The sequence below is a fragment of the Ralstonia sp. SA306 genome (assembly GCF_054792405.1).
In genome coordinates this window covers 3,344,044-3,361,546 of sequence record NZ_CP096451.1, presented here as the reverse complement: position 1 = coordinate 3,361,546, position 17,503 = coordinate 3,344,044, and the positions used below count along the sequence as shown (strand labels likewise).

Genomic DNA, 17,503 nt, shown 5'->3' with positions numbered 1-17,503 from the left:
TACTGGGTCACTGGTTCACTGGCGATGCCGGGTCGAACAACAGCGCCATCACGTCGCGGATCTGCTGTTCGGTCAGGATGCCCTTGTGCCCGAAGCGCGGCATGTTGGAGCACGCCGCATACGCGTTGGAGTTGTAGATCTTGCCCCAGGTGTAGCGCAGGATCGCTTCCGAATCCCCGCGCAGCTTGCCGTACTGGTACAGCGACGGGCCGATGGTGCCGTACGACACCTCGTCTTTCGAGAGGCGGTGGCACGCGTAGCAGTTGGCGCCGTTGACCATACCGGCCGGGTCGGAGAACTGCATGCCGCGGCCGTTCTGGGCGGTCTTCTCGCCGGCCTTCCAGTCGCCCAGCCATTTGTCGTCAGCCGGGTAATGGATGGTCTTGAGCTGCGCGTCTTCCAGCTTCTTGGCCACGGCGGCGGGCACGGCGTTGCGGTCGGCAAACTGGCTGCAGATCTTCTGCACGTCGTCGCGCTCGGTCACGCCTTCCACGGTGGCCGGGCCCTTGGAGACAAAGCTCTCGTGGATCACCTTGGCGAGCGCGGCGTCGGCCTTTGCGTCGGGCTTGGGCGCGGTGACGGCCTTGGAGGTGGCGTCCGCTGCGTGCGCGGTGCCGGCAGCCAGCGCCAATGTCAGCGCGGTCAGAACGATGGGGGTCAGTCGAGTCATGCGTGGCCTCATCGTTTGATGGACGGCGCGTCCATCTTGCCGCCGTTGGCGTTGCGGGCAAGGAACATCTCCAGCGCGGTGATCACCTCGCTGCCGTAGAGCGGTTCCGGAAAGCGCTGCTGGCGCAGGCAGTCGTATAGGCGATGCTGCATGGTGCGTACCTCGCCCTGCGAGACGCGATAGCCCGGCCATGTGGAATACGCATAGCGCGCGCCGTCGGCGGTCAGCAGATCGGGCAGGTCTTGCAGGCGGATGCGCAAACCCGGCTGGGCATGGCACGTGGCGCAGGCAAAGTCGTACGCGCCGCCACGGTAGAAGAACATGCGACGGCCGAGTTCGTACACGCGCTTTTCTTCGGGGTGGGCGAGCGGAATGTCGATGGCCGCGCCACGCGATTCCGAGGCGACGTAGGCCATCAGCCGTTCAATGTCCGACGATTTGCCCGGCGACGAGAACGGCCGCGCCGAAGCCTCTTCCTTGGTCAGCCCCTGCAGCGTCATGCGGCAATACATGAGGCGCTGTTCGGCGTCCATCACGCGGCCGGTGTCTTTGAAGAAGCGCGGCAGCTTGGCGTAGGCGCCCTTCACCACGCCGGGGCCGAGGCCCAGGTCGCACGCTTCGAGCGAGGCCTGCTTCGGGCCGGCGGGCTTCTTCCAGAGTTCTTCGCCAGCGGCTTCCCAGAGTTCGGCCGGATTGCCGTCAGCCAGCATTTCGCGGTACTGCGCGATGCCGGCGGCGGTGCTGTCCTTGGCATCCTGCGCGGATGCCATCACGGCGCCGCCGGCTGCCAACGCCGCAGCCAGCACCATCGTCCATGTCTTGTGTTTCACGGTCCCCTCCGTGGGTCGCCTACGGTTTGATATAGGCGAAACCTTCTTCCTGCTGCAAGCGCGTGATTTCCACCACACCGGCGGGCACCACCTTGGCTTCGAGCAGCAGCTTGTCTTCCGGCACCTTGAAGGCCATCAGCGAGTTATGGCACACGCGAAACTCCACGCCCATGGCGGCCAGCGCGGCCACCGGCGCATCAAACGGGCGGCCTTGCGCATCCTTGGCGCCTTCAACCAGAAACTCGATGCCGTGGCCGAACGCCACCACCACGATCTTCGTGCCGGGCGCACCGTTCAGATGGTTGCGCAGGTTGCCGATGGCGCGCATGGCCTGGTCGATGCCTTCGCTCAACTGGTAGACCACCTTGTAGCGGCCACCGGCGCCGCCAGCGCGCGGGGCATTCTGGGCAGCGGCCTTGCCGGCCACACCCAAGGCCGCCAGCGCGGCGGTCACACGAAAGAAGCTGCGTCGCATTTGGGCCTCCGGGCCTTTACTGGATAGACGTCTCGTCGGTGCGCTTGTCGCCGTGGTTGTCGACCCACGTGACCGTAACCTTGTCGCCCTTGGCGCCGCCCTTGAACTTGAAATTGAGGAACGGATCTTTCGACACGGCGGGGCCGAACTGCGCGTCGAGCACCGTCTTGCCGCTGTGCAGCACCGTCACGTTGGTGATGTGCCAAGCTGGCACGACCTTGCCGGACGCGTCTTTGCGCTGGCCGGTTTCCATGTCGTGCTTCATCAGGATCTTCACGTCGGTGGTGCCGCCGTTTTCCATTGCGCGAATGCGCATCGGGTCTGCCATGGTGTGTTCTCCTGATGTTTAACCGCCGCAGCCACCAAGGGTGACCTTTACTTCCTTAGCTGCCAGCACCCATTTGCCGTTGGCGCGCACGGCGGCGTAGACATGGGAGGTCTCGCCCATCTTCACGCGCGTGCTGACAAACGGGTCGGTCCCGGCCGGAATGGCGAACGTTGCGGCCAGTGTGTTCGGGTTCTTTTCCACCAGAATGGCGATGAGGTCGGTGCCGGGCAGCGTGCTCGTCACGACCAGCGGCACCACGGCGCCGTTTTCTGCGATGTCCGGTGCGGTGAGCTGGATGCCCGCGCCGCCCTTTTCAACCGCGCCGCCGCCCAGTTGCTTGAGCACTTCGTTCACGCCCTTGACGGCAAAGGCGGCCTTGTTCCATTCGGCTGCCTGGGCCGGCGTGGCAATGCCGGCGGACACCAGCAGCGCCATCATGGCGCCAGCGCGCAGCACGTCGCGGCGGCTCAGGTTGATTGCATCATTCATCGTCCGTTCCTCACTTGGCCGGGGCGCCCGCGAGCACCCAGTCGATCACGGTTTTCAGATCGGCATCGGCAATCTTCGGATTGGCCGGCATCGGGATCTGGCCCCAGTTGCCCATGCCGCCTTCGCGCACCTTCTTGATGAGCCTGGCTTGCGCGCCGGCATCGCCCTTGTATTTGGCAGCAACGTCCTGGTAGGCCGGGCCAACGAGCTTGCGGTCTACGGCGTGGCAGCCCATGCAGGCGTTCTGGTTAGCGATGGACAGCGCGCGGGCAGCGTCAACGGTGGCCAGCGCGGGCGTGGCGGACAGCGCCAGGCCGGCCAGCACCGCCGCAGCGGCGAGCGTGGGGGCGAACTTCATGTGGTCTCCAGAAGACGAGGCTGCCCGCATGCGTGTGCGGGCCAATGGTCGCAGGGGTAGGGATTGGACCCGGTATTGTGCCCGAAGTAGGCCAAATCCTATGTCGCCCCCACAGCAAAACGCCCGGTACCTTTCGGCCCGGGCGCTTGCTGCTGATGGGGTGCGGCGTCAGGCCATCGCCCGCCGCGCCGCCAGCCGGCCGCCAAATACGTTGAGCAGCAGCCCGGCCATCACCACCGCGCCGCCCAGCCATTGGGCGGGCACGAGGCGCTCGCCCAGCAGCACGGCGGCAGACACCAGCCCCACCACCGGCACCAGCAGCGTGAGCGGCGCGACCTGGCTGGCTGCGTAGCGCGCCAGCAGGCGGCTCCACAGGCTGTAGCCGAAGATGGTGGCACCAAAAGACAGGTAGACGATCGCGCCGATGCTCGACCCACTGATGTTCGCCAGGCTATGCGCAATCTGCTCCGGCCCCTCCAGCCAGTACGACAGCAGGAAGAACGGAATCGGCGGGATGGCGGCGCCCCACACCACCAGGCTCACCACGTTCACCGGCCCGATCCGCTTGGTGACGATGTTGCCGCTGGCCCACGAAAACGCCGCGCACAGCGTCAGCAGGAAACCGGCGGTGGTCATGCCCGTGACCGAGCCGCCACCCGCCATGCCGATGATCGCCAGCCCGCCCGCGGCCACCGCCATGCCGGCCAGATGGAACCAGCGGATCGGCTCGCGCAGCACGATGGCCGCAATCGTCAGCGTAAAGAACGCCTGCGATTGCAGCACCAGCGAGGCCAGCCCCGCCGGCATGCCCACATACATGGCGGAGAACAGGAACGCGAACTGCCCGAAGCTGATCGTGGCGCCATAGGCGACCAGCCACTTGAGCGCGATCTTGGGGCGTGGCACGAACAGCACGGCCGGAAACGCGACCAGCGCAAAGCGCAGCGCACCCAGGAGCATGGGCGGCACGCCATGCAGGCCCACCTTGATGACGACGAAGTTGACGCCCCACACGAGCACAACGGTCAGGGCCAGCAGCAGATCCTTGGGAGACATGATGATCGGAAGGTTCGGACGGCCGCCCGTGCGGCCAGATGACGCACTGTAGGCGCGGGCCGCTTACACGACTTGCACAATCTTGCGCATTGTTTGTGCCCGGGGCCTCACCTTCTGCGTCACCTTCAGCCTCACATTCAACCCAACATGTCCGACCAGATGGCGCGGCTCCAGCCCTGCGCCAGCTTGCCCTCCGCTGCGGAAGGCGCCTCGGAAAGCCCGCCGGCGCCGGGCACGGTCACCATGGTGTGCTCGGCCGCGTCGTAGCGGTGCACGGTCGCCACGTGCATCGCCTCGTCCGGGGTGGCAAAGCTGTAGCAGGTGTTGGTGTACAGCGGTGATGCATCGGGCGCGTGGCCGGCCAGCATCGCGACCACGGCGGCGGCGGCCACCTTGCCGTGCTGGTTGGCCATGTGGCCCGACTTGGGCATGAGGGGCGCGGTCTGGATGGCATCGCCAATCACATGCACGCCCGGCGCCACCTTCGATTCGAACGAGAGGAAGTCCACCTCGCACCAGCGCCCGTTGGCCGTCGCCAACCCGGCTTGCACGGCAATCGCGCCGGCACGCTGCGGGGGGATGAGGTTGACGACATCAGCCTGCACGTCGTCTTGCACATCGAACTTGAGCACGCGGCCCGTGGCATCGATGTCGACGGCGTTGTATTGCGGGCGATATTCAATGTGCTGTGAGTAACGTTCGGCCCAGACGCGCTTGAACAGCGCGCCCTTGGAGGTGACGTCGTCGTTGGCATCGAGGATGAGCACGCGCGAATCCGGCTTGGCGCGCTGCAGCCAATGGGCGATCAGGCACGCGCGCTCGTATGGCGCGGGCGGGCAGCGGTATGGCGCCAGCGGAATGCTGATCGCCACCGTGCCGCCGTTGGGCATGGCTTCGAGCCGATGGCGCAACGCCAGCGTCTGCATGCCGGCCTTCCATGCGTGCGGCGCCTGCGCGGCAGTGCCCGCATTGGCGAGACCCGGGATTGCTCCCGGCACGAAGTCGATACCGGGGGAGAGGATCAGCCGGTCGTAATCGAGCGTGCCGCCGCCGGTCAGCCGCACCTGCTTTGCGCCAAGGTCGATGGCCGATGCGCGATCGCGCACCCACCGCACGCCGTGGCGCTCGACCAGCGCGTCATACGGCACGGTGATCGAAGCCATGTCGCGGTCGCCCGACAGCACGAGATTCGACAGCGGGCACGAGACAAACGCGGCGTTCGGCTCAACCAGCGTCACGTCGACATGGCCACCAGAAAACACGCGCACATACTTGGCTGCCGTCGCGCCGCCATACCCGCCGCCAACCACTACAACGCGCGCATTGCGCACACCCGACAGCGATGCGCATGCGGCCAGCGGCCCGGCCAGCGCGGACGCCCCAAGCGCGCGCAAGACTGCGCGTCGATCCTTGCGCGGCGACTCACTCATGGCGCCTCCTGCGATTGGCGCGACAGCCAGCCGGCAATGGCGACGATCTGCGCATCGTCGTAACCGCGAGCGATCTGGCCCATCACCGTGGCCGGACGCGTGCCGTTGCGGAATGCCTGCATCGCGTCGATCAGCTCGGCCTGCGAGCGGCCTGCGAGCGGTAGCAACGTCTGCGCAGGGAGCTTGGCACCGGGCGCGGTATCGGCGTGATGGCAGCTTGCGCACGTGGCGGCCCAGGTGCGGGCCTGCAGATTGGAGGGTGGGCGATCGGCCGCATGGGCCATATCGGGCGCAGGGGCAGTAAGCAGCGTCGCAAGCAATGCTGCGGTGGCAAGGCGGTGGACGACGGGCATCGGGGGGCTGCGAAGTCGCGGAAGCGTCATACGCTAACACGCACGGCCTGCCATGTGCCCTGTGATGCGCGCAGCCAACAAAAAACGCAGCACGGTGGCTGCGTTCCTTGCGAAGCGACGTTGCGGACGTGGCTTACGGCAATTGCTTGCCCGGCGGCAGCGCCGGCGAGTTGGTCGGCGACACGGTCACGCCAGGCGAGGCCGATGTGACGGGTGCCGGGGCCTGCGTGGCCGTCGGCGTGCCTTGCGCCGGCGCCGGGGTGCCTTGCGACGCATCAGGCGCCGTCGACGCGTTGGTCGACGTGGCATTGGCGTCCAGGCGCTTGCGCTCGTCTTCGCTCACGTAGTCGAACACCTTCACGACCTTGTTCACGCCGCCCACCGTGCGCACGGCTTCGGTGGCCTTGTTGCCTTCGGCCTCGGTTACCACGCCCATCAGGAAAACGGTCTGTGCTTCGGTCGTCACCTTGATGGAGTTCCAGGGCACGCCTTCCGTGCCGGCCAGCACGCTCTTCACCTTGGTGGTGATGTACGTATCGTTGGTGCGCGAGCCGAAGGTGCTCGACACCGGCGTCACCACAATCTCGTTGACGACCTCACGTGCGTTCTGCAGCTTCTGTGCATATTGGCCGATCTCCTGCTTGGTCTGCTCGGTGCCGGCCTCGCCGGTCAGCAGGACCTTGCGGTTGTAGACCGTCACGTTCACGTGGGCACGGCCGTCGTAGCGCGAGATCAGCGTGTTCTCGGCTTCCATCTGCAGGCCGCGGTCGATGGTCTGGGTGGCGGTCGGGCGGCGGTCGGTCGCGAGCGCCACGCCGCCGGCCACGGCGCCGGCAAACAGCGGGAAGCAGGCGGTCAACTGCGTTGCGGTAATGCCGGCCAGAGCGGCCAGCACGGCGGTGCGCTTGACCGTGTGACGGAAGCGGGCAAACGTAGGCGACGAGAGTTTCATGCTGTCCTTGAATGAAGTCCGGAAGAAAGAAGAGCGAGGTTTAGGCGTCGGCACCGAAGGCATCGCGCATCCATTCGATACGGACGCCGTCGATGGCGATAACGTCAAAACGGCAGGCGGGCACGTCTTCAGCCTGCCGCGCGAGAAAATCTTCGGCCGCGGCAATCAGGCGACGCTGCTTGGCGGGCGTGACACTCGCGGCCGCCCCGCCAAAGCGCTGCGCGGAGCGCGCCACGCGGGCACGCACCTCGACAAACACGAGCGCGCCGGCCGCATCGCGCATCACCAGATCGATCTCACCGCCCTTGCAGCGATAATTGCGGCTGACCACCGCCAGCCCGCGCGCCTGCAAGTAGCGCAGCGCACGGTCTTCACCGGCTTCACCGGTGGCGGCTGTGATGGTCTGCGGCGCATGCATGTGCGGTTTGAACCTAGGGCCTGTCTTCATATGAAACGTGCGCGCGCAAGGGGAATCTGGGTCGCAGGGCTCGGCGCGGCCGGCGCCGCTTGGTCGTTCCAAGCAAGCCGGCTGCAACAACGCCGTGTGACCCAAATTCCCCTTGCCCTCCGGGTTGACCCAAGCCGGGGCCATCTACTTTGTCGGGCACCTTGCAAAGGGAATAACCCTTTGCGGCGGTACCCTTCGCGTATCTGACCCCGGCTTGGGTCAACGCGCGTACGTTTTATATGAAGACAGGCCCAAACTGAGAGAAGTTCTCGTGAGTGATCCTGACTGGACCCTGCTGGCGCATGACCAGCACTATCCCGCCGGCGCATTATATGTGGTGGCCACCCCCATCGGGAACGCTGCCGATGTGTCGCTGCGGGCGCGCTACGTGCTGGGCCTCGTCGACGCGGTGGCCTGCGAAGACACCCGCAACACCGGGCAACTGCTCAATCGGCTGGGCCTGTCGCGACCGATGCTCGCGGCGCACCAGCACAACGAACGAGAAGCCGCTGCGCGCATCGTCGCGCGCTTGGCGCAGGGCGAGCGCATCGCCTATGTGTCCGATGCGGGCACGCCCGGCGTATCGGACCCGGGCTCGCGCATTGTCGAGGCGGTGCGCGCGGCGGGCCAGCGCGTGATTCCGCTGCCGGGCGCCAGCGCCGTGGTGACGGCGCTTTCCGCCGCGGGCGAATTGCTGGACACGTCGGAGGGGCAGTTCACCTTCGTCGGCTTCCTGCCGCCCAAGGCCGGGCAACGCGAGGCGGCCATCCGCCAATGGGCGGCGCACGGGCCGGCATGGGTTCTGTACGAGGCACCGCATCGCATTGAGGCCACACTCGCCGCGTTGGCCGAGCACTTGCCAGCGCGACGCATCCTGATCGGGCGCGAGTTGACGAAGCTGTTTGAGCAGATCGTCGTGCTGCCTGCTGCGCAGGCACCTGCATGGCTTGCCGCTGATGCCACGCACGGCAAGGGCGAATTCGTGTTGGTGGTGGAAGGCGCAGGCGCGCAGGACGAGGCACCGACCGCGATGGCGGCAGACCAGGTCTTGCGTCTGCTGTTGGCCGAGTTGCCCGCCAAGCGCGCAGCCAAGCTGGCGGGCGCGATTACGGGCGCGTCGGTCGACACGCTGTATCAGAGCGCGCTGGCGCTGAAAAACGAAGGGAAGGACTGAGGCAGGAAGGCGGTTGATTCAGCGGCTCAGCGGCGCTTGGCGCGACGCTTGATCGCCTTCTTCTTGACCGGTGCGGGCTCGTCACCGCCCACATCGGCATCGCCATCGTTGCTGGCGACATCGGTTTGCGTCAGCTCAGGACGCAGCGCTTCGACTTCAGCGCGCGACAGGCGGCGGATTTCCACCTGCGTCGAACCGCGCTTGACGAAGTCGAGTCGCTTGGCTGCGGCATACGACATGTCGAGGATGCGCTTGCCATAGTACGGGCCGCGATCGGTCACCTTGGCTACGACCACGCGGTCGTTGGCGAGGTTGCGCACCAGCACCCAGCTCTGTAGCGGCAGCGACGGATGCGCCACCGTGAAGGCGTTCATGTTGAAGCGCTCGCCGCTGGCGGTGCGGCGGCCGTGGAAGCCGCGGCCGTACCAGGAGGCCAGGCCGCGCTGTTCAAACGTGCCGAGGTCGGCGCGCAGGCCGGGGCTCGTATCAGTGTTCTCGTCGAGCTTGAGGCTGCTCGAATCCGGCACGCCACGGAACGACAGCGTGCCCCAGGCATCGGGGTTGTCGCGCGGGTCGGCAACCTTCAGCGCGGGCGCTGCAGGCTTGCTGGCCTGGAGACCGGATTGCCCACCCACGGGCGGCTCGCCAGGAATGGCGGCACAGCCCGCCAGCACCAGCAGCGCGGTGCCATGCGTCAGCCAGGCACGCAGCGTGCGGCCGGCCGAACGGCTGGAATTGAGGGGGGTCAACTTAAGCATGGCCGCGAGTCTAACATGCATGCTTCGATCGATTATTTACATTTCCTATTAAAACGATCACATCATGCTGTTATCTCCCATCAATTTTGTAAAATTTTCTTTCTGATGTAACAGCGCAGCCCGCGAGCCCAGTGCTGGCGCGGGCTCGGGCCGATACAATCGGGTTATCCCTGCCATGTGCAAATGCGCACACAAGATCACATGAAAGTCGTTGTCGTCCCCGTTACGCCGTTTGAACAGAACTGCACGCTGCTGATTGGCGACGATGGTGCTGCCGCCGTCACCGATCCGGGCGGCGATATCGAACGCATCCTGGCCGCCGCCCAGCAGCACGGCGCGCGCATCGAAAAAATCCTGCTCACGCATGGCCACGTCGACCACTGCGCCGCCGCCGATGCCCTGCGCACGCAGCTTGGCGTGCCCATCGAAGGGCCGCAGAAGGATGAGGCGTTCTGGATCGATCAACTGCCGATGCAGAGCCAGCGCTTTGGGTTCCCGCCCGCCAAGGCGTTCGTGCCCGACCGCTGGCTGGAAGACGGCGACACCGTGGAAGCCGCCGGCCGCACGCTGCAGGTGTTCCACTGCCCTGGCCACACACCCGGTCACGTGGTGTTCTTCAGCGCGGAAGATCGCGTTGCCATCGTCGGCGATGTGCTGTTCGCGGGGTCGATCGGCCGCACGGATTTCCCGCGCGGCAACCATGCAGACCTGATCAACGCGATCCGCACCAAGCTCTGGCCGCTCGGCGACGACGTCACGTTTGTGCCGGGCCATGGACCAGTCTCGACTTTTGGTGAGGAGCGCGCCAGTAACCCGTATGTCGCCGATCGCCTGTTTGCCAACGAAGGCTCAGCATGAGCGGGACCACCAACGACAGCGCCAAGGACAGCGCCAACGAGAGCGACGACCCCTTCGCCGACAGCGCGCCCGCTGCGCCGGCGGACAAGCCCCGCCGCAAGCGCGGCAACCAACCGCCCGACACGCGGCCCGAAATCTACGTCAGCACCGACATCGAGGCCGACGGCCCCATCCCCGGCCCGCATTCGATGCTGAGCTTCGCCAGCGCGGCGTACCTGGCCGACAAGACGCTCGTCGGCACGTTTGAAGCGAACCTGCAAACGCTGCCCGGCGCCGAAGGCCATCCGATCCAGATGCAATGGTGGAAAACGCAGCCCGAGGCGTGGACTGCGTGCCGCGCCAACCTCGAAGCGCCCGAGGTGGCCCTGCCGCGTTACGTGGAATGGGTCGAGAGCCTGCCCGGCAAGCCCGTGTTCGTGGCGTTTCCAGCCGGCTTCGATTTCACGTTCATGTTCTGGTACATGATGCGTTTTGCCGGGCGCTCGCCGTTTGGCTGGGCGGCGCTCGACATCAAGACGCTGGCCTTTGCGCTCACGGGCATGCCGTATCGGCGCAACGTCAAAGCGGCTTTTCCCGAGCACTGGCACGACCCGCTGCCCCATACGCATATCGCGCTGGATGACGCAAAGGAGCAAGGCGCGCTCTTCTGCAACATGCTGGCCGAACTGCGCAAGCGCGAAGCCGAGCGCGCCGCCGCACAAATGCCCCACCAATCTGCTCAAGATTGAGCGCCGCGCACATCACGCAGTTGGCGAAGACCCGCACGCGGTTTGCCTCTTGCCCGCGTGATGCGCGCACCATGCCGCAACGCAACTTGCGGCGCCGCAAACCCCCGTCTACGCTGGGCTTGTGCGAGCGACCAGACGACTGCGCCACCCGGCGCCGACAAGCAAAGCCACTCGCATACGCCATTTGCTTGCCGTATCGTTTTCGGGCCGCACGTGCCCCCGACGCCGGTGCGTGCCGGCGTCGGCTATCAGCTAACAACGGGGAGGTACCGCGATGCGATTTTCCCGTGACGCGTTTGACACGCAACACTTGCGAGCGATGACGGAGCGCTTGCATTGGCATCGCAAATCATCTGCGAAGGCGGTTCCGTTGAGCATGCGTGCGCAGCATCTGCATCACACGCACAGCAACGCACACCACGACGCAGACGTCATGAAAGTCGCCATGGTCTCGACCGCGGCGGCGCTGGCAGTGGTGCTTGCCGCCCTGCTGGCAGTTGGCTTCGGGTCAGAAATGGCCCGATGGATGGGCCTGGAATAAACCGGTGCCCTTGCGCGTCTTGACGGACGCAGCCCCGGCCCTCGCGCAAAGCGAGATACGGCCACCCCTGAACGGCCTGTCCGATGGAAATCGGCAGGCCGTTCAACTTTGTGGGCCGTGGTGAATTACTTCAGAAACGCGTCGAGCGCCTCGGGCGTGCGACCGATGGTGGCGCGGCCGTTGCGAACGAGCACCGGGCGCTGCAGCAGCTTCGGATGTGCTGCGATGGCCTTGAGCAGCGCGTCGTCTGATGCATCGGCCAGATTGAGCTGCGCGTATTCGTCTTCGTTCTCGCGGATCAGGCTGCGCAGCGGTGTGTCGAGTTGCGCTGCGAGCTTCTTGAGGTCGGCCAGCGTGGGCGGCGTCGTCAGATATTCGATGACGTCGAGTTGTTCTCCGTTTTTTGCGGTAAAGGATTGCGCTTGTTCGAGGGCGGCGCGGGATTTGGAGCAGCGGGGGTTGTGGTAGATCTGCATGGGTTTTGGGCTCTAGGCCCTCTTGTTGGCTTGATGGAACGTGCTGCAATCTTAAGGGCTGGCGCTTGGTGGCTGGTTTCGTGGTTGGTGTTGGGGGGATTCGTGCTTTTTGTTTTTGTGGTGCATCCCTTGTTTCATCCCCTGGCGGGGCTGACTCACTTTCTTTGTCTTGCCAAAGAAAGTAAGCAAAGAAAAGTAAGTCGGTCCCGGCAGGGAACGAAAAGGGGATGGACCACCAAGGCAAAAACAAAACAACAATCACCCACCCAACAACTCCCCCACAGCGCACCCCACCACCACAGTCGCGCCCCGCAGATCATTCAACCGGAGGTTTTCATCCGTGTTGTGCCCACGCGCTTCCATCAATGTCCGCGGTCCCGCGCCATACAGTACCGTCGGCACGCCATGCGCCGTGTAATGCCGGGCATCGGTATACAGCGGCACGCCGTGCACCGGCACATCCCCGCCAAACACGGCCAACGCATGCCGCCGTAGCGCGCCAATCAGCGCTTCCACGCCCGGCAGCTCAGCAAGCGGCTCTGCCAACAGAATGCGTTCGACCGATACCTCGATCCCCGGCCGTTCCGCCGCCGCGCGCTCGATCACTGCGCGCAGTTCGCCTTCTGCATCGCGCCCGGCTTCTTCAGGAATCATCCGGCGGTCAACGCGGAACGTCACCAGATCGGGCACCACGTTGGTGTTGATGCCACCCTGGATCAACCCGACGTTGAGCGTTGCGTGGTCGATGCCCGGCACGGCGGATTTGCGCGTCGCGAGTTCCGCGCGATATGCATATACGGCCTGCAGGATATGTGTGGCCGCCTCGATGGCGTCGATGCCCGTATGCGGCATGGCGGCGTGCGCCTGCTTACCGCGCACCGTCACCTGCACGTGCAGGCAGCCGTTGTGCGCCGAGGTGATGCCATACGCAAAACCCGCCGAGATCGCGTAATCGGGCTTGCTCAGGCCTTGATCCAGCAGCCACTTCGGGCCGATGTCGCCGCCGGTTTCTTCGTCGTATGTGAAGTGCAGTTCGACCGTGCCGTTGAGCTTCGCGCCACGCTTCTCAGCCTCGATCAGCGCGAGCAGCGCCCACGTGTAGGTAGCAAAGTCCGACTTGGACACCGCCACGCCGCGGCCGAACATGGTCGGGCCGTGTTCGGTCTCGACGATCTCGCCACCGTATGGGTCGTGCGTCCAGCCCAGGCCGGGCGGAACGACATCGCCGTGTGCGTTCATGGCGACCGTGGGGCCGCCGCTGCCGAACGTGTGGCGCACGATCAGGTTGGTGGCGCTGACCATGCCGGCGGCGCGTACCTGCGCCTGCGGCACGGCATGCGCCTCGACCGTCAGGCCCAGCGCCTCCAGCAACGCCTTGGCGCGCGCGGCATGCGGTGCGCAATCGCCGGACGGGTTGTCCGACGGCACCTTCACCAGCTCACGCAGGAAATCAATCTGCTGCGCGTGCGCGGCCTCGACAAACGCGCGGATGTCCGCATCGATGCCGGGGGTGGCGAGTTGAGCCTGGGTCATGTCGATGTCTCCCTGATTGTGGTGGGACGGAGATTGAAAGTGACTGAGCCCCCGTTGTGCGGGGGCTCAGGATTGGCGCGGATGACGCGATGCTTACTGCGCGGCCTGCATGGCCTCGGCGGTCAACCACACCGATTCGGCCAAGTCTTGCTCGTCGCAGTTGTGGCCTTCGCCACCACGGTCGACGACGAGGAAATCGCTCACCTCGCCCAGGGCCAGCAGCGGGTGATGCCACACGCCGCGCGCGTAGTTCACGCCTTGCCAGCCACGCGAGACGAACGCGCGCAACTTGGACGGGTCCAGCTCGCCTGCCGGCGCCACAACCACCAGATAGGGCTTGTCGTTCTGCGGGATGAACGCTTGGCTGCCACGCGGATGGCGCTCCAGCATCTTGACCTCGAACGGCAGCGTGCGCGGCTGGCCACGGAACAGGCTGATCAGCGCGCGGCCGCCCTCGCCCACATCCACGTTGGCGAGGTCATGAAAGCGGATGGTCGTGCCCTGGTTGATGGGAAATTGCTTGGCCCCTTCCAGCTCGATCACATCGCCGAACGGCGCAAAAACTTCGCGCGTGAGCGGCTCGATGGTCAGCGCAACGCGTGCGGCGGTCTCTTGGCTCATTCGAGCACCCCCCACAGGCGCAGACGCGACACACCGCCATCCGGGAACATGTTGAAACGCACGTGCGTCACGATGCCGAGGTCGGCGATTTCCGCTTCGTAGTAGTGCTGCAGATCCATTTGCAGCTTTTGCTCGGGCAGCAGCGTCTGCCAGAACATCGCTTGCGTCTTCAGCGAGCTGTCAGTGCCGCCCACCACGCGCGCGGCCTGGATGGAAACGCGATCAGCAAAGTTGCCCTTGAAGTGCGCGGTGTCGACTTCGATCTTGCGGATGCGGCCCGGGTTGGCCAGGGCGATCACGCACCAGTCGTTGCCCGGTTCGCGGCGCCGGCGCGTTTCCCAGCCGTCGCCCATGTTCACGCCACGGCCTGGCATCAGCATGCGCGAGGCCGGCCCGAAGTGTTCGTTGTTGGCTTCGACCACATAGGCGCCGTTTTCCATGGCGGCCAGGTCGAACAGCTTGGTGCGATCCGCGCCCTTCCAGTCGACTTGCGGCTGGCCGTACACGCGCAGGCGCGCGATGCCGCCGTCCGGGAAGATGTTCACGCGCAGGTGCGTGAAGGCTTGCGTGCTCGTCACGGCCACGTAGGCGTGGCTGTTGCCTTGCAGCGTCGTCGACGGAACGATTTCGGTCCACTGCGTGGCTTCGGTCGGCTCGCCATCCGGCAGATAAGCGGCTTCAATGGAAGCGGCCGGAGGGAAGTTGCCGGTGAAGTGGCTGGTGTCGATATCCACACCTTTCACGACGCCCGGGCGGGCCAGGCGGACGATGCAGTGGTCATAGCCACCGTTGCGGCGACGGCGCGTTTCCCAGCCATCCATCCACTTGCCGTGGTCGTCGTACTTGCCCGGAATGAAGACCGCCGGCTCGGGGTTGAGCATGCGGTCTTTCGGCGCGAAGAATTCGTCGGTCGCGAACGTGGCCTCTGCGCCAAGGCGGGGGTCCGCCAGGTTCGGATATCGGCGCGTGAAATCCGGCGCGTTCGGATCGAGCGTGGGCATCGCCATGTGGAACTCCTTGGTATTTGTCTCTGGATGTTATACGGCCGCCCCATCGAACAAAAACAGCGAGTAAGAACACTCGAAACTGTAGCGATGGGAACGCCGGAAGTGCAGCGTAGATGGCGGAAGCACAAGGCTTCGCGGGACTGCATGAGTCGATCCTAGCATGTGAATTCAAAAATTGCATACAAAAATTGGATCGCCTATGATGCCGTCAACGCTCAACAATTCATCGCGACAATTTGTTGCGACGCAGCGAGCGAAACAAGGCCGTGACGACAATCGCAACCAACTGAATTAGACGATTGGGCACGGCTTGAGACACCAGTAATCCAAAGGAGGATTCACCATGCAACGCTTTACGCGCCCGTTGTTCGGGCAGGTTTTGATTGCCCTGGCGGTGGGCATCGCGCTGGGCATCTGGGCGCCGGAGTTTGCGCAGAAACTGCAGCCGCTTGGCGATGGTTTTCTGAAGCTGATCAAGATGCTGATCGCGCCGATCGTGTTCTCGGTGGTAGTGGTGGGCATCTGCGGCGCCGGCGAGCTGAAGAAGGTTGGGCGCGTAGGCGGCAAGGCCGTCATCTACTTTGAAATCGTCACGACGATTGCGCTGGCACTGGGCATTGCGCTGGCCTATCTGTTCGGGCCGGGCCACGGCATGAATGTGGATCCGAAGACGCTCGATCCGGCAGCCATGGCGTCGTACATGACGACCGCCAAGCAGGTGGAATCGACCGGCGTTGCAGCGTTCTTCCTCAAACTGATTCCCGATACGTTCGTCAGCGGTTTTGTGAAGGGCGACATCCTGCAGGTGCTGCTGGTGTCGATCCTGTTCGGCTGCTCGCTGTCGCTGCTGGGTGAGCGGACCAAGCCGCTGGTCAACCTGATCGATCAGCTCTCGCATGTGCTGTTCCGCATGATGGCCGTGATCATCCGTCTGGCACCGCTGGGCGTGCTGGGCGCGGTGGCCTTTACCGTCGGCAAGTACGGCGCGGGCTCGCTCAAGCAGCTTGGCTTCCTGGTGCTGCTGTTCTATGTGGCAGTGGCGCTGTTCGTGTTTGTCGTGCTCGGCACCATCCTGCGCCTGGCGGGCTTCAACATCTTCAAGCTGATCCGCTTCCTGCGCGCTGAACTGCTTGTGGTGCTGGGCACGGCTTCGTCCGACGCGGTGCTGCCGTCCATCATGAACAAGCTGGAGAAGATGGGCATCAAGCGCTCGGTGGTCGGCCTGGTCATCCCGACCGGCTACTCGTTCAACCTCGATGCGTTTTCGATCTACCTGACGCTGGCGGCCGTGTTCATCGCACAGGCAACCAACACGCCGCTGGCGCTGCAGGATCTGCTGCTGATCCTGGGCGTGGCGCTCGTCACTTCCAAGGGCGCGCACGGTATTCCGGGTTCGGCCATCGTGATTCTGGCGGCCACACTGTCGGTCATTCCGGCCATTCCGGCGATCGGCCTGGTGCTGGTGCTCTCCGTCGACTGGTTCATCGGCATTGCCCGTGCGCTGGGCAACCTGATCGGCAACTGCGTCGCCACCGTCGTCATCGCAGCGTGGGAAAAGGACATCGACCGCGTGCGCGCCAATGCGGTGCTCGACGGCAAGATCGACATCACCGAAGAAGGCGAAGCGATTGCGCACAGCCACGGTGTGGCCGCGGCCGCCCACACGCTGCCGCATGCCTGAAGCGGCGCTACTGTCGGACGGCGGTAAAATCGGCGCCATGACCGAAACTACCGCCGCCGACATCTCCTCCGAAGGCATAGCCGATGACATCGCCCAGGCGATCGTCGCGCATCGGCTGCCGCCGGGCACCAAGCTGCGCGAAGAGGCGCTGGCGCGGGTCTACCACGTCAGCCGCACGAAGATTCGCGCAGCGCTGCTGATGTTGGCCAAGGACAAGCTGATCCGCATGGAGCCGGATCGCGGTGCATTCGTCGCCAAGCCGGATGAGACCGAGGCGCGCGAAGTGTTTGCCGTGCGCCGCGTGCTGGAAGTGGCGCTGGTGCGCGAGTTCATCGCCAAAGCGACCCCCGCCGATTACAAGCGGCTGGAGAAGCACCTGGCCGAAGAACACAAGGTGGCGGCAAGCGGTGACTTGTCTGACGTCCCGCGCCGCAATCGCCTGATGGCCGACTTTCATCTTTTGATGGCCGACGTGGTCGGGAACAGCGTGCTCAAGGAGATGCTGTATGAGCTTTCCGCCCGCAGCTCGGTGATCACGATGATGTACCAGTCGACGTACGACGCCGTGCGTTCGTCCGACGAACACACTGCTTTCCTGGACGCCGCCAAGCGCGGTGACGTGGAAGGCGCCATCGCACTGATGGAAGAGCACATGGCGCACACCGAGGCGTCGCTCAAGTTCGAATCGCCGGGCGGCCGGGCGACGGATCTCGTAGCCGCCCTCCTCGCCTGACCGC

At 65.1% G+C, this 17,503-nt stretch carries 22 protein-coding genes; 6 read left to right on the top strand and 16 right to left on the bottom strand.

Annotated features, from left to right (window positions below):
* Positions 1-7: 7 nt before the first annotated feature.
* The 11 genes from soxX to M1D44_RS15850 form a co-directional block, all read right to left on the bottom strand.
* On the bottom strand, positions 8-682 hold the full coding sequence (gene soxX / locus M1D44_RS15900; protein WP_316853969.1) for a sulfur oxidation c-type cytochrome SoxX: 675 nt from the start codon (positions 680-682) through the stop codon (positions 8-10).
* Positions 679-1,479 (bottom strand): sulfur oxidation c-type cytochrome SoxA, encoded by an 801-nt coding sequence (gene soxA, locus M1D44_RS15895; protein WP_037031862.1) that lies wholly within the window; start codon positions 1,477-1,479, stop codon positions 679-681. The genes soxX and soxA overlap by 4 nt, the downstream gene beginning before the upstream one ends.
* 40 nt (positions 1,480-1,519) lie before the next feature.
* Entirely contained in the window at positions 1,520-1,975 is a 456-nt protein-coding gene (locus M1D44_RS15890; protein ID WP_316853968.1) for a DsrE family protein, read from the bottom strand.
* 16 nt (positions 1,976-1,991) lie between these two features.
* Entirely contained in the window at positions 1,992-2,303 is a 312-nt protein-coding gene (gene soxZ / locus M1D44_RS15885; RefSeq protein WP_024977295.1) for a thiosulfate oxidation carrier complex protein SoxZ, read from the bottom strand.
* Between the two features lie 18 nt (positions 2,304-2,321).
* On the bottom strand, positions 2,322-2,792 hold the full coding sequence (gene soxY / locus M1D44_RS15880) for a thiosulfate oxidation carrier protein SoxY (RefSeq protein WP_112186652.1): 471 nt from the start codon (positions 2,790-2,792) through the stop codon (positions 2,322-2,324).
* A 10-nt stretch (positions 2,793-2,802) separates the two neighbouring features.
* The gene (locus M1D44_RS15875; protein WP_024977293.1) at positions 2,803-3,150 is read right to left on the bottom strand and encodes a c-type cytochrome; all 348 of its coding nucleotides are present in this window, start codon (positions 3,148-3,150) and stop codon (positions 2,803-2,805) included.
* A gap of 168 nt (positions 3,151-3,318) precedes the next feature.
* Positions 3,319-4,206: an EamA family transporter gene (locus tag M1D44_RS15870; RefSeq protein ID WP_024977292.1), complete on the bottom strand. Its 888-nt coding sequence runs from the start codon at positions 4,204-4,206 to the stop codon at positions 3,319-3,321.
* 137 nt (positions 4,207-4,343) lie between these two features.
* Positions 4,344-5,636, bottom strand: a complete 1,293-nt coding sequence (locus M1D44_RS15865) for an NAD(P)/FAD-dependent oxidoreductase (protein ID WP_316853967.1) — start codon at positions 5,634-5,636, stop codon at positions 4,344-4,346.
* Positions 5,633-5,989, bottom strand: a complete 357-nt coding sequence (locus tag M1D44_RS15860; RefSeq protein WP_316684498.1) for a c-type cytochrome — start codon at positions 5,987-5,989, stop codon at positions 5,633-5,635. The genes M1D44_RS15865 and M1D44_RS15860 overlap by 4 nt, the downstream gene beginning before the upstream one ends.
* Before the next feature lie 133 nt (positions 5,990-6,122).
* Positions 6,123-6,941: a BON domain-containing protein gene (locus M1D44_RS15855; protein WP_024977289.1), complete on the bottom strand. Its 819-nt coding sequence runs from the start codon at positions 6,939-6,941 to the stop codon at positions 6,123-6,125.
* A 40-nt stretch (positions 6,942-6,981) separates the two neighbouring features.
* Positions 6,982-7,359 (bottom strand): YraN family protein, encoded by a 378-nt coding sequence (locus tag M1D44_RS15850; protein WP_112186644.1) that lies wholly within the window; start codon positions 7,357-7,359, stop codon positions 6,982-6,984.
* Positions 7,360-7,660: 301 nt separating this feature from the next.
* Between M1D44_RS15850 and rsmI the strand changes: the two genes are divergently transcribed.
* Positions 7,661-8,563 (top strand): 16S rRNA (cytidine(1402)-2'-O)-methyltransferase, encoded by a 903-nt coding sequence (gene rsmI, locus M1D44_RS15845; protein ID WP_316853966.1) that lies wholly within the window; start codon positions 7,661-7,663, stop codon positions 8,561-8,563.
* A gap of 26 nt (positions 8,564-8,589) precedes the next feature.
* Here the strand turns inward: rsmI and M1D44_RS15840 are convergent, their stop codons facing one another.
* Positions 8,590-9,321: a septal ring lytic transglycosylase RlpA family protein gene (locus M1D44_RS15840; RefSeq protein WP_024977286.1), complete on the bottom strand. Its 732-nt coding sequence runs from the start codon at positions 9,319-9,321 to the stop codon at positions 8,590-8,592.
* A 201-nt stretch (positions 9,322-9,522) separates the two neighbouring features.
* On the opposite strand from M1D44_RS15840, the gene M1D44_RS15835 reads away from it, so the two are divergent.
* From M1D44_RS15835 to M1D44_RS15825, 3 genes are all read left to right on the top strand, one after another.
* Entirely contained in the window at positions 9,523-10,179 is a 657-nt protein-coding gene (locus M1D44_RS15835) for an MBL fold metallo-hydrolase (protein WP_024977285.1), read from the top strand.
* On the top strand, positions 10,176-10,907 hold the full coding sequence (locus M1D44_RS15830) for a 3'-5' exonuclease family protein (protein ID WP_316853965.1): 732 nt from the start codon (positions 10,176-10,178) through the stop codon (positions 10,905-10,907). Before M1D44_RS15835 ends, M1D44_RS15830 begins: the two co-directional genes overlap by 4 nt.
* Positions 10,908-11,181: 274 nt before the next feature.
* Positions 11,182-11,448 (top strand): hypothetical protein, encoded by a 267-nt coding sequence (locus M1D44_RS15825; RefSeq protein WP_024977283.1) that lies wholly within the window; start codon positions 11,182-11,184, stop codon positions 11,446-11,448.
* Positions 11,449-11,573: 125 nt separating this feature from the next.
* Here M1D44_RS15825 and arsC read toward each other — a convergent pair whose 3' ends face one another.
* The 4 genes from arsC to alc all read right to left on the bottom strand — a co-directional run bounded on the left by arsC (position 11,574) and on the right by alc (position 15,085).
* On the bottom strand, positions 11,574-11,924 hold the full coding sequence (gene arsC, locus M1D44_RS15820) for an arsenate reductase (glutaredoxin) (protein ID WP_024977282.1): 351 nt from the start codon (positions 11,922-11,924) through the stop codon (positions 11,574-11,576).
* 258 nt (positions 11,925-12,182) lie between these two features.
* Positions 12,183-13,457: a M20/M25/M40 family metallo-hydrolase gene (locus M1D44_RS15815; protein ID WP_316684492.1), complete on the bottom strand. Its 1,275-nt coding sequence runs from the start codon at positions 13,455-13,457 to the stop codon at positions 12,183-12,185.
* Positions 13,458-13,550: 93 nt separating this feature from the next.
* The gene (locus M1D44_RS15810) at positions 13,551-14,078 is read right to left on the bottom strand and encodes an ureidoglycolate lyase (protein WP_316853964.1); all 528 of its coding nucleotides are present in this window, start codon (positions 14,076-14,078) and stop codon (positions 13,551-13,553) included.
* Complete coding sequence (alc, locus tag M1D44_RS15805) at positions 14,075-15,085, bottom strand: allantoicase (RefSeq protein ID WP_024977279.1); 1,011 nt, start codon at positions 15,083-15,085, stop codon at positions 14,075-14,077. The genes M1D44_RS15810 and alc overlap by 4 nt, the downstream gene beginning before the upstream one ends.
* A gap of 343 nt (positions 15,086-15,428) precedes the next feature.
* On the opposite strand from alc, the gene M1D44_RS15800 reads away from it, so the two are divergent.
* Together M1D44_RS15800 and M1D44_RS15795 are read left to right on the top strand one after the other, a co-directional pair.
* Positions 15,429-16,766: a C4-dicarboxylate transporter DctA gene (locus tag M1D44_RS15800; RefSeq protein ID WP_024977278.1), complete on the top strand. Its 1,338-nt coding sequence runs from the start codon at positions 15,429-15,431 to the stop codon at positions 16,764-16,766.
* Between the two features lie 37 nt (positions 16,767-16,803).
* A complete protein-coding gene (locus tag M1D44_RS15795; RefSeq protein WP_024977277.1) occupies positions 16,804-17,499 on the top strand; it encodes a GntR family transcriptional regulator in 696 nt (231 codons plus the stop codon).
* The last annotated feature ends 4 nt before the right edge of the window (positions 17,500-17,503 follow it).

What these genes read in the sequence shown, in the direction of transcription:
- soxX (WP_316853969.1), bottom strand. Translation starts at nt 682, where the DNA reads ATGAGGCCACGCATGACTCGACTGACCCCCATCGTTCTGACCGCGCTG.
- soxA (WP_037031862.1), bottom strand. Translation starts at nt 1,479, where the DNA reads ATGGTGCTGGCTGCGGCGTTGGCAGCCGGCGGCGCCGTGATGGCATCC.
- M1D44_RS15890 (WP_316853968.1), bottom strand. Translation starts at nt 1,975, where the DNA reads ATGCGACGCAGCTTCTTTCGTGTGACCGCCGCGCTGGCGGCCTTGGGT.
- soxZ (WP_024977295.1), bottom strand. Translation starts at nt 2,303, where the DNA reads ATGGCAGACCCGATGCGCATTCGCGCAATGGAAAACGGCGGCACCACC.
- soxY (WP_112186652.1), bottom strand. Translation starts at nt 2,792, where the DNA reads ATGAATGATGCAATCAACCTGAGCCGCCGCGACGTGCTGCGCGCTGGC.
- M1D44_RS15875 (WP_024977293.1), bottom strand. Translation starts at nt 3,150, where the DNA reads ATGAAGTTCGCCCCCACGCTCGCCGCTGCGGCGGTGCTGGCCGGCCTG.
- M1D44_RS15870 (WP_024977292.1), bottom strand. Translation starts at nt 4,206, where the DNA reads ATGTCTCCCAAGGATCTGCTGCTGGCCCTGACCGTTGTGCTCGTGTGG.
- M1D44_RS15865 (WP_316853967.1), bottom strand. Translation starts at nt 5,636, where the DNA reads ATGAGTGAGTCGCCGCGCAAGGATCGACGCGCAGTCTTGCGCGCGCTT.
- M1D44_RS15860 (WP_316684498.1), bottom strand. Translation starts at nt 5,989, where the DNA reads ATGCCCGTCGTCCACCGCCTTGCCACCGCAGCATTGCTTGCGACGCTG.
- M1D44_RS15855 (WP_024977289.1), bottom strand. Translation starts at nt 6,941, where the DNA reads ATGAAACTCTCGTCGCCTACGTTTGCCCGCTTCCGTCACACGGTCAAG.
- M1D44_RS15850 (WP_112186644.1), bottom strand. Translation starts at nt 7,359, where the DNA reads ATGCATGCGCCGCAGACCATCACAGCCGCCACCGGTGAAGCCGGTGAA.
- M1D44_RS15840 (WP_024977286.1), bottom strand. Translation starts at nt 9,321, where the DNA reads ATGCTTAAGTTGACCCCCCTCAATTCCAGCCGTTCGGCCGGCCGCACG.
- M1D44_RS15835 (WP_024977285.1), top strand. Translation starts at nt 9,523, where the DNA reads ATGAAAGTCGTTGTCGTCCCCGTTACGCCGTTTGAACAGAACTGCACG.
- M1D44_RS15830 (WP_316853965.1), top strand. Translation starts at nt 10,176, where the DNA reads ATGAGCGGGACCACCAACGACAGCGCCAAGGACAGCGCCAACGAGAGC.
- M1D44_RS15825 (WP_024977283.1), top strand. Translation starts at nt 11,182, where the DNA reads ATGCGATTTTCCCGTGACGCGTTTGACACGCAACACTTGCGAGCGATG.
- arsC (WP_024977282.1), bottom strand. Translation starts at nt 11,924, where the DNA reads ATGCAGATCTACCACAACCCCCGCTGCTCCAAATCCCGCGCCGCCCTC.
- M1D44_RS15815 (WP_316684492.1), bottom strand. Translation starts at nt 13,457, where the DNA reads ATGACCCAGGCTCAACTCGCCACCCCCGGCATCGATGCGGACATCCGC.
- M1D44_RS15810 (WP_316853964.1), bottom strand. Translation starts at nt 14,078, where the DNA reads ATGAGCCAAGAGACCGCCGCACGCGTTGCGCTGACCATCGAGCCGCTC.
- alc (WP_024977279.1), bottom strand. Translation starts at nt 15,085, where the DNA reads ATGGCGATGCCCACGCTCGATCCGAACGCGCCGGATTTCACGCGCCGA.
- M1D44_RS15800 (WP_024977278.1), top strand. Translation starts at nt 15,429, where the DNA reads ATGCAACGCTTTACGCGCCCGTTGTTCGGGCAGGTTTTGATTGCCCTG.
- M1D44_RS15795 (WP_024977277.1), top strand. Translation starts at nt 16,804, where the DNA reads ATGACCGAAACTACCGCCGCCGACATCTCCTCCGAAGGCATAGCCGAT.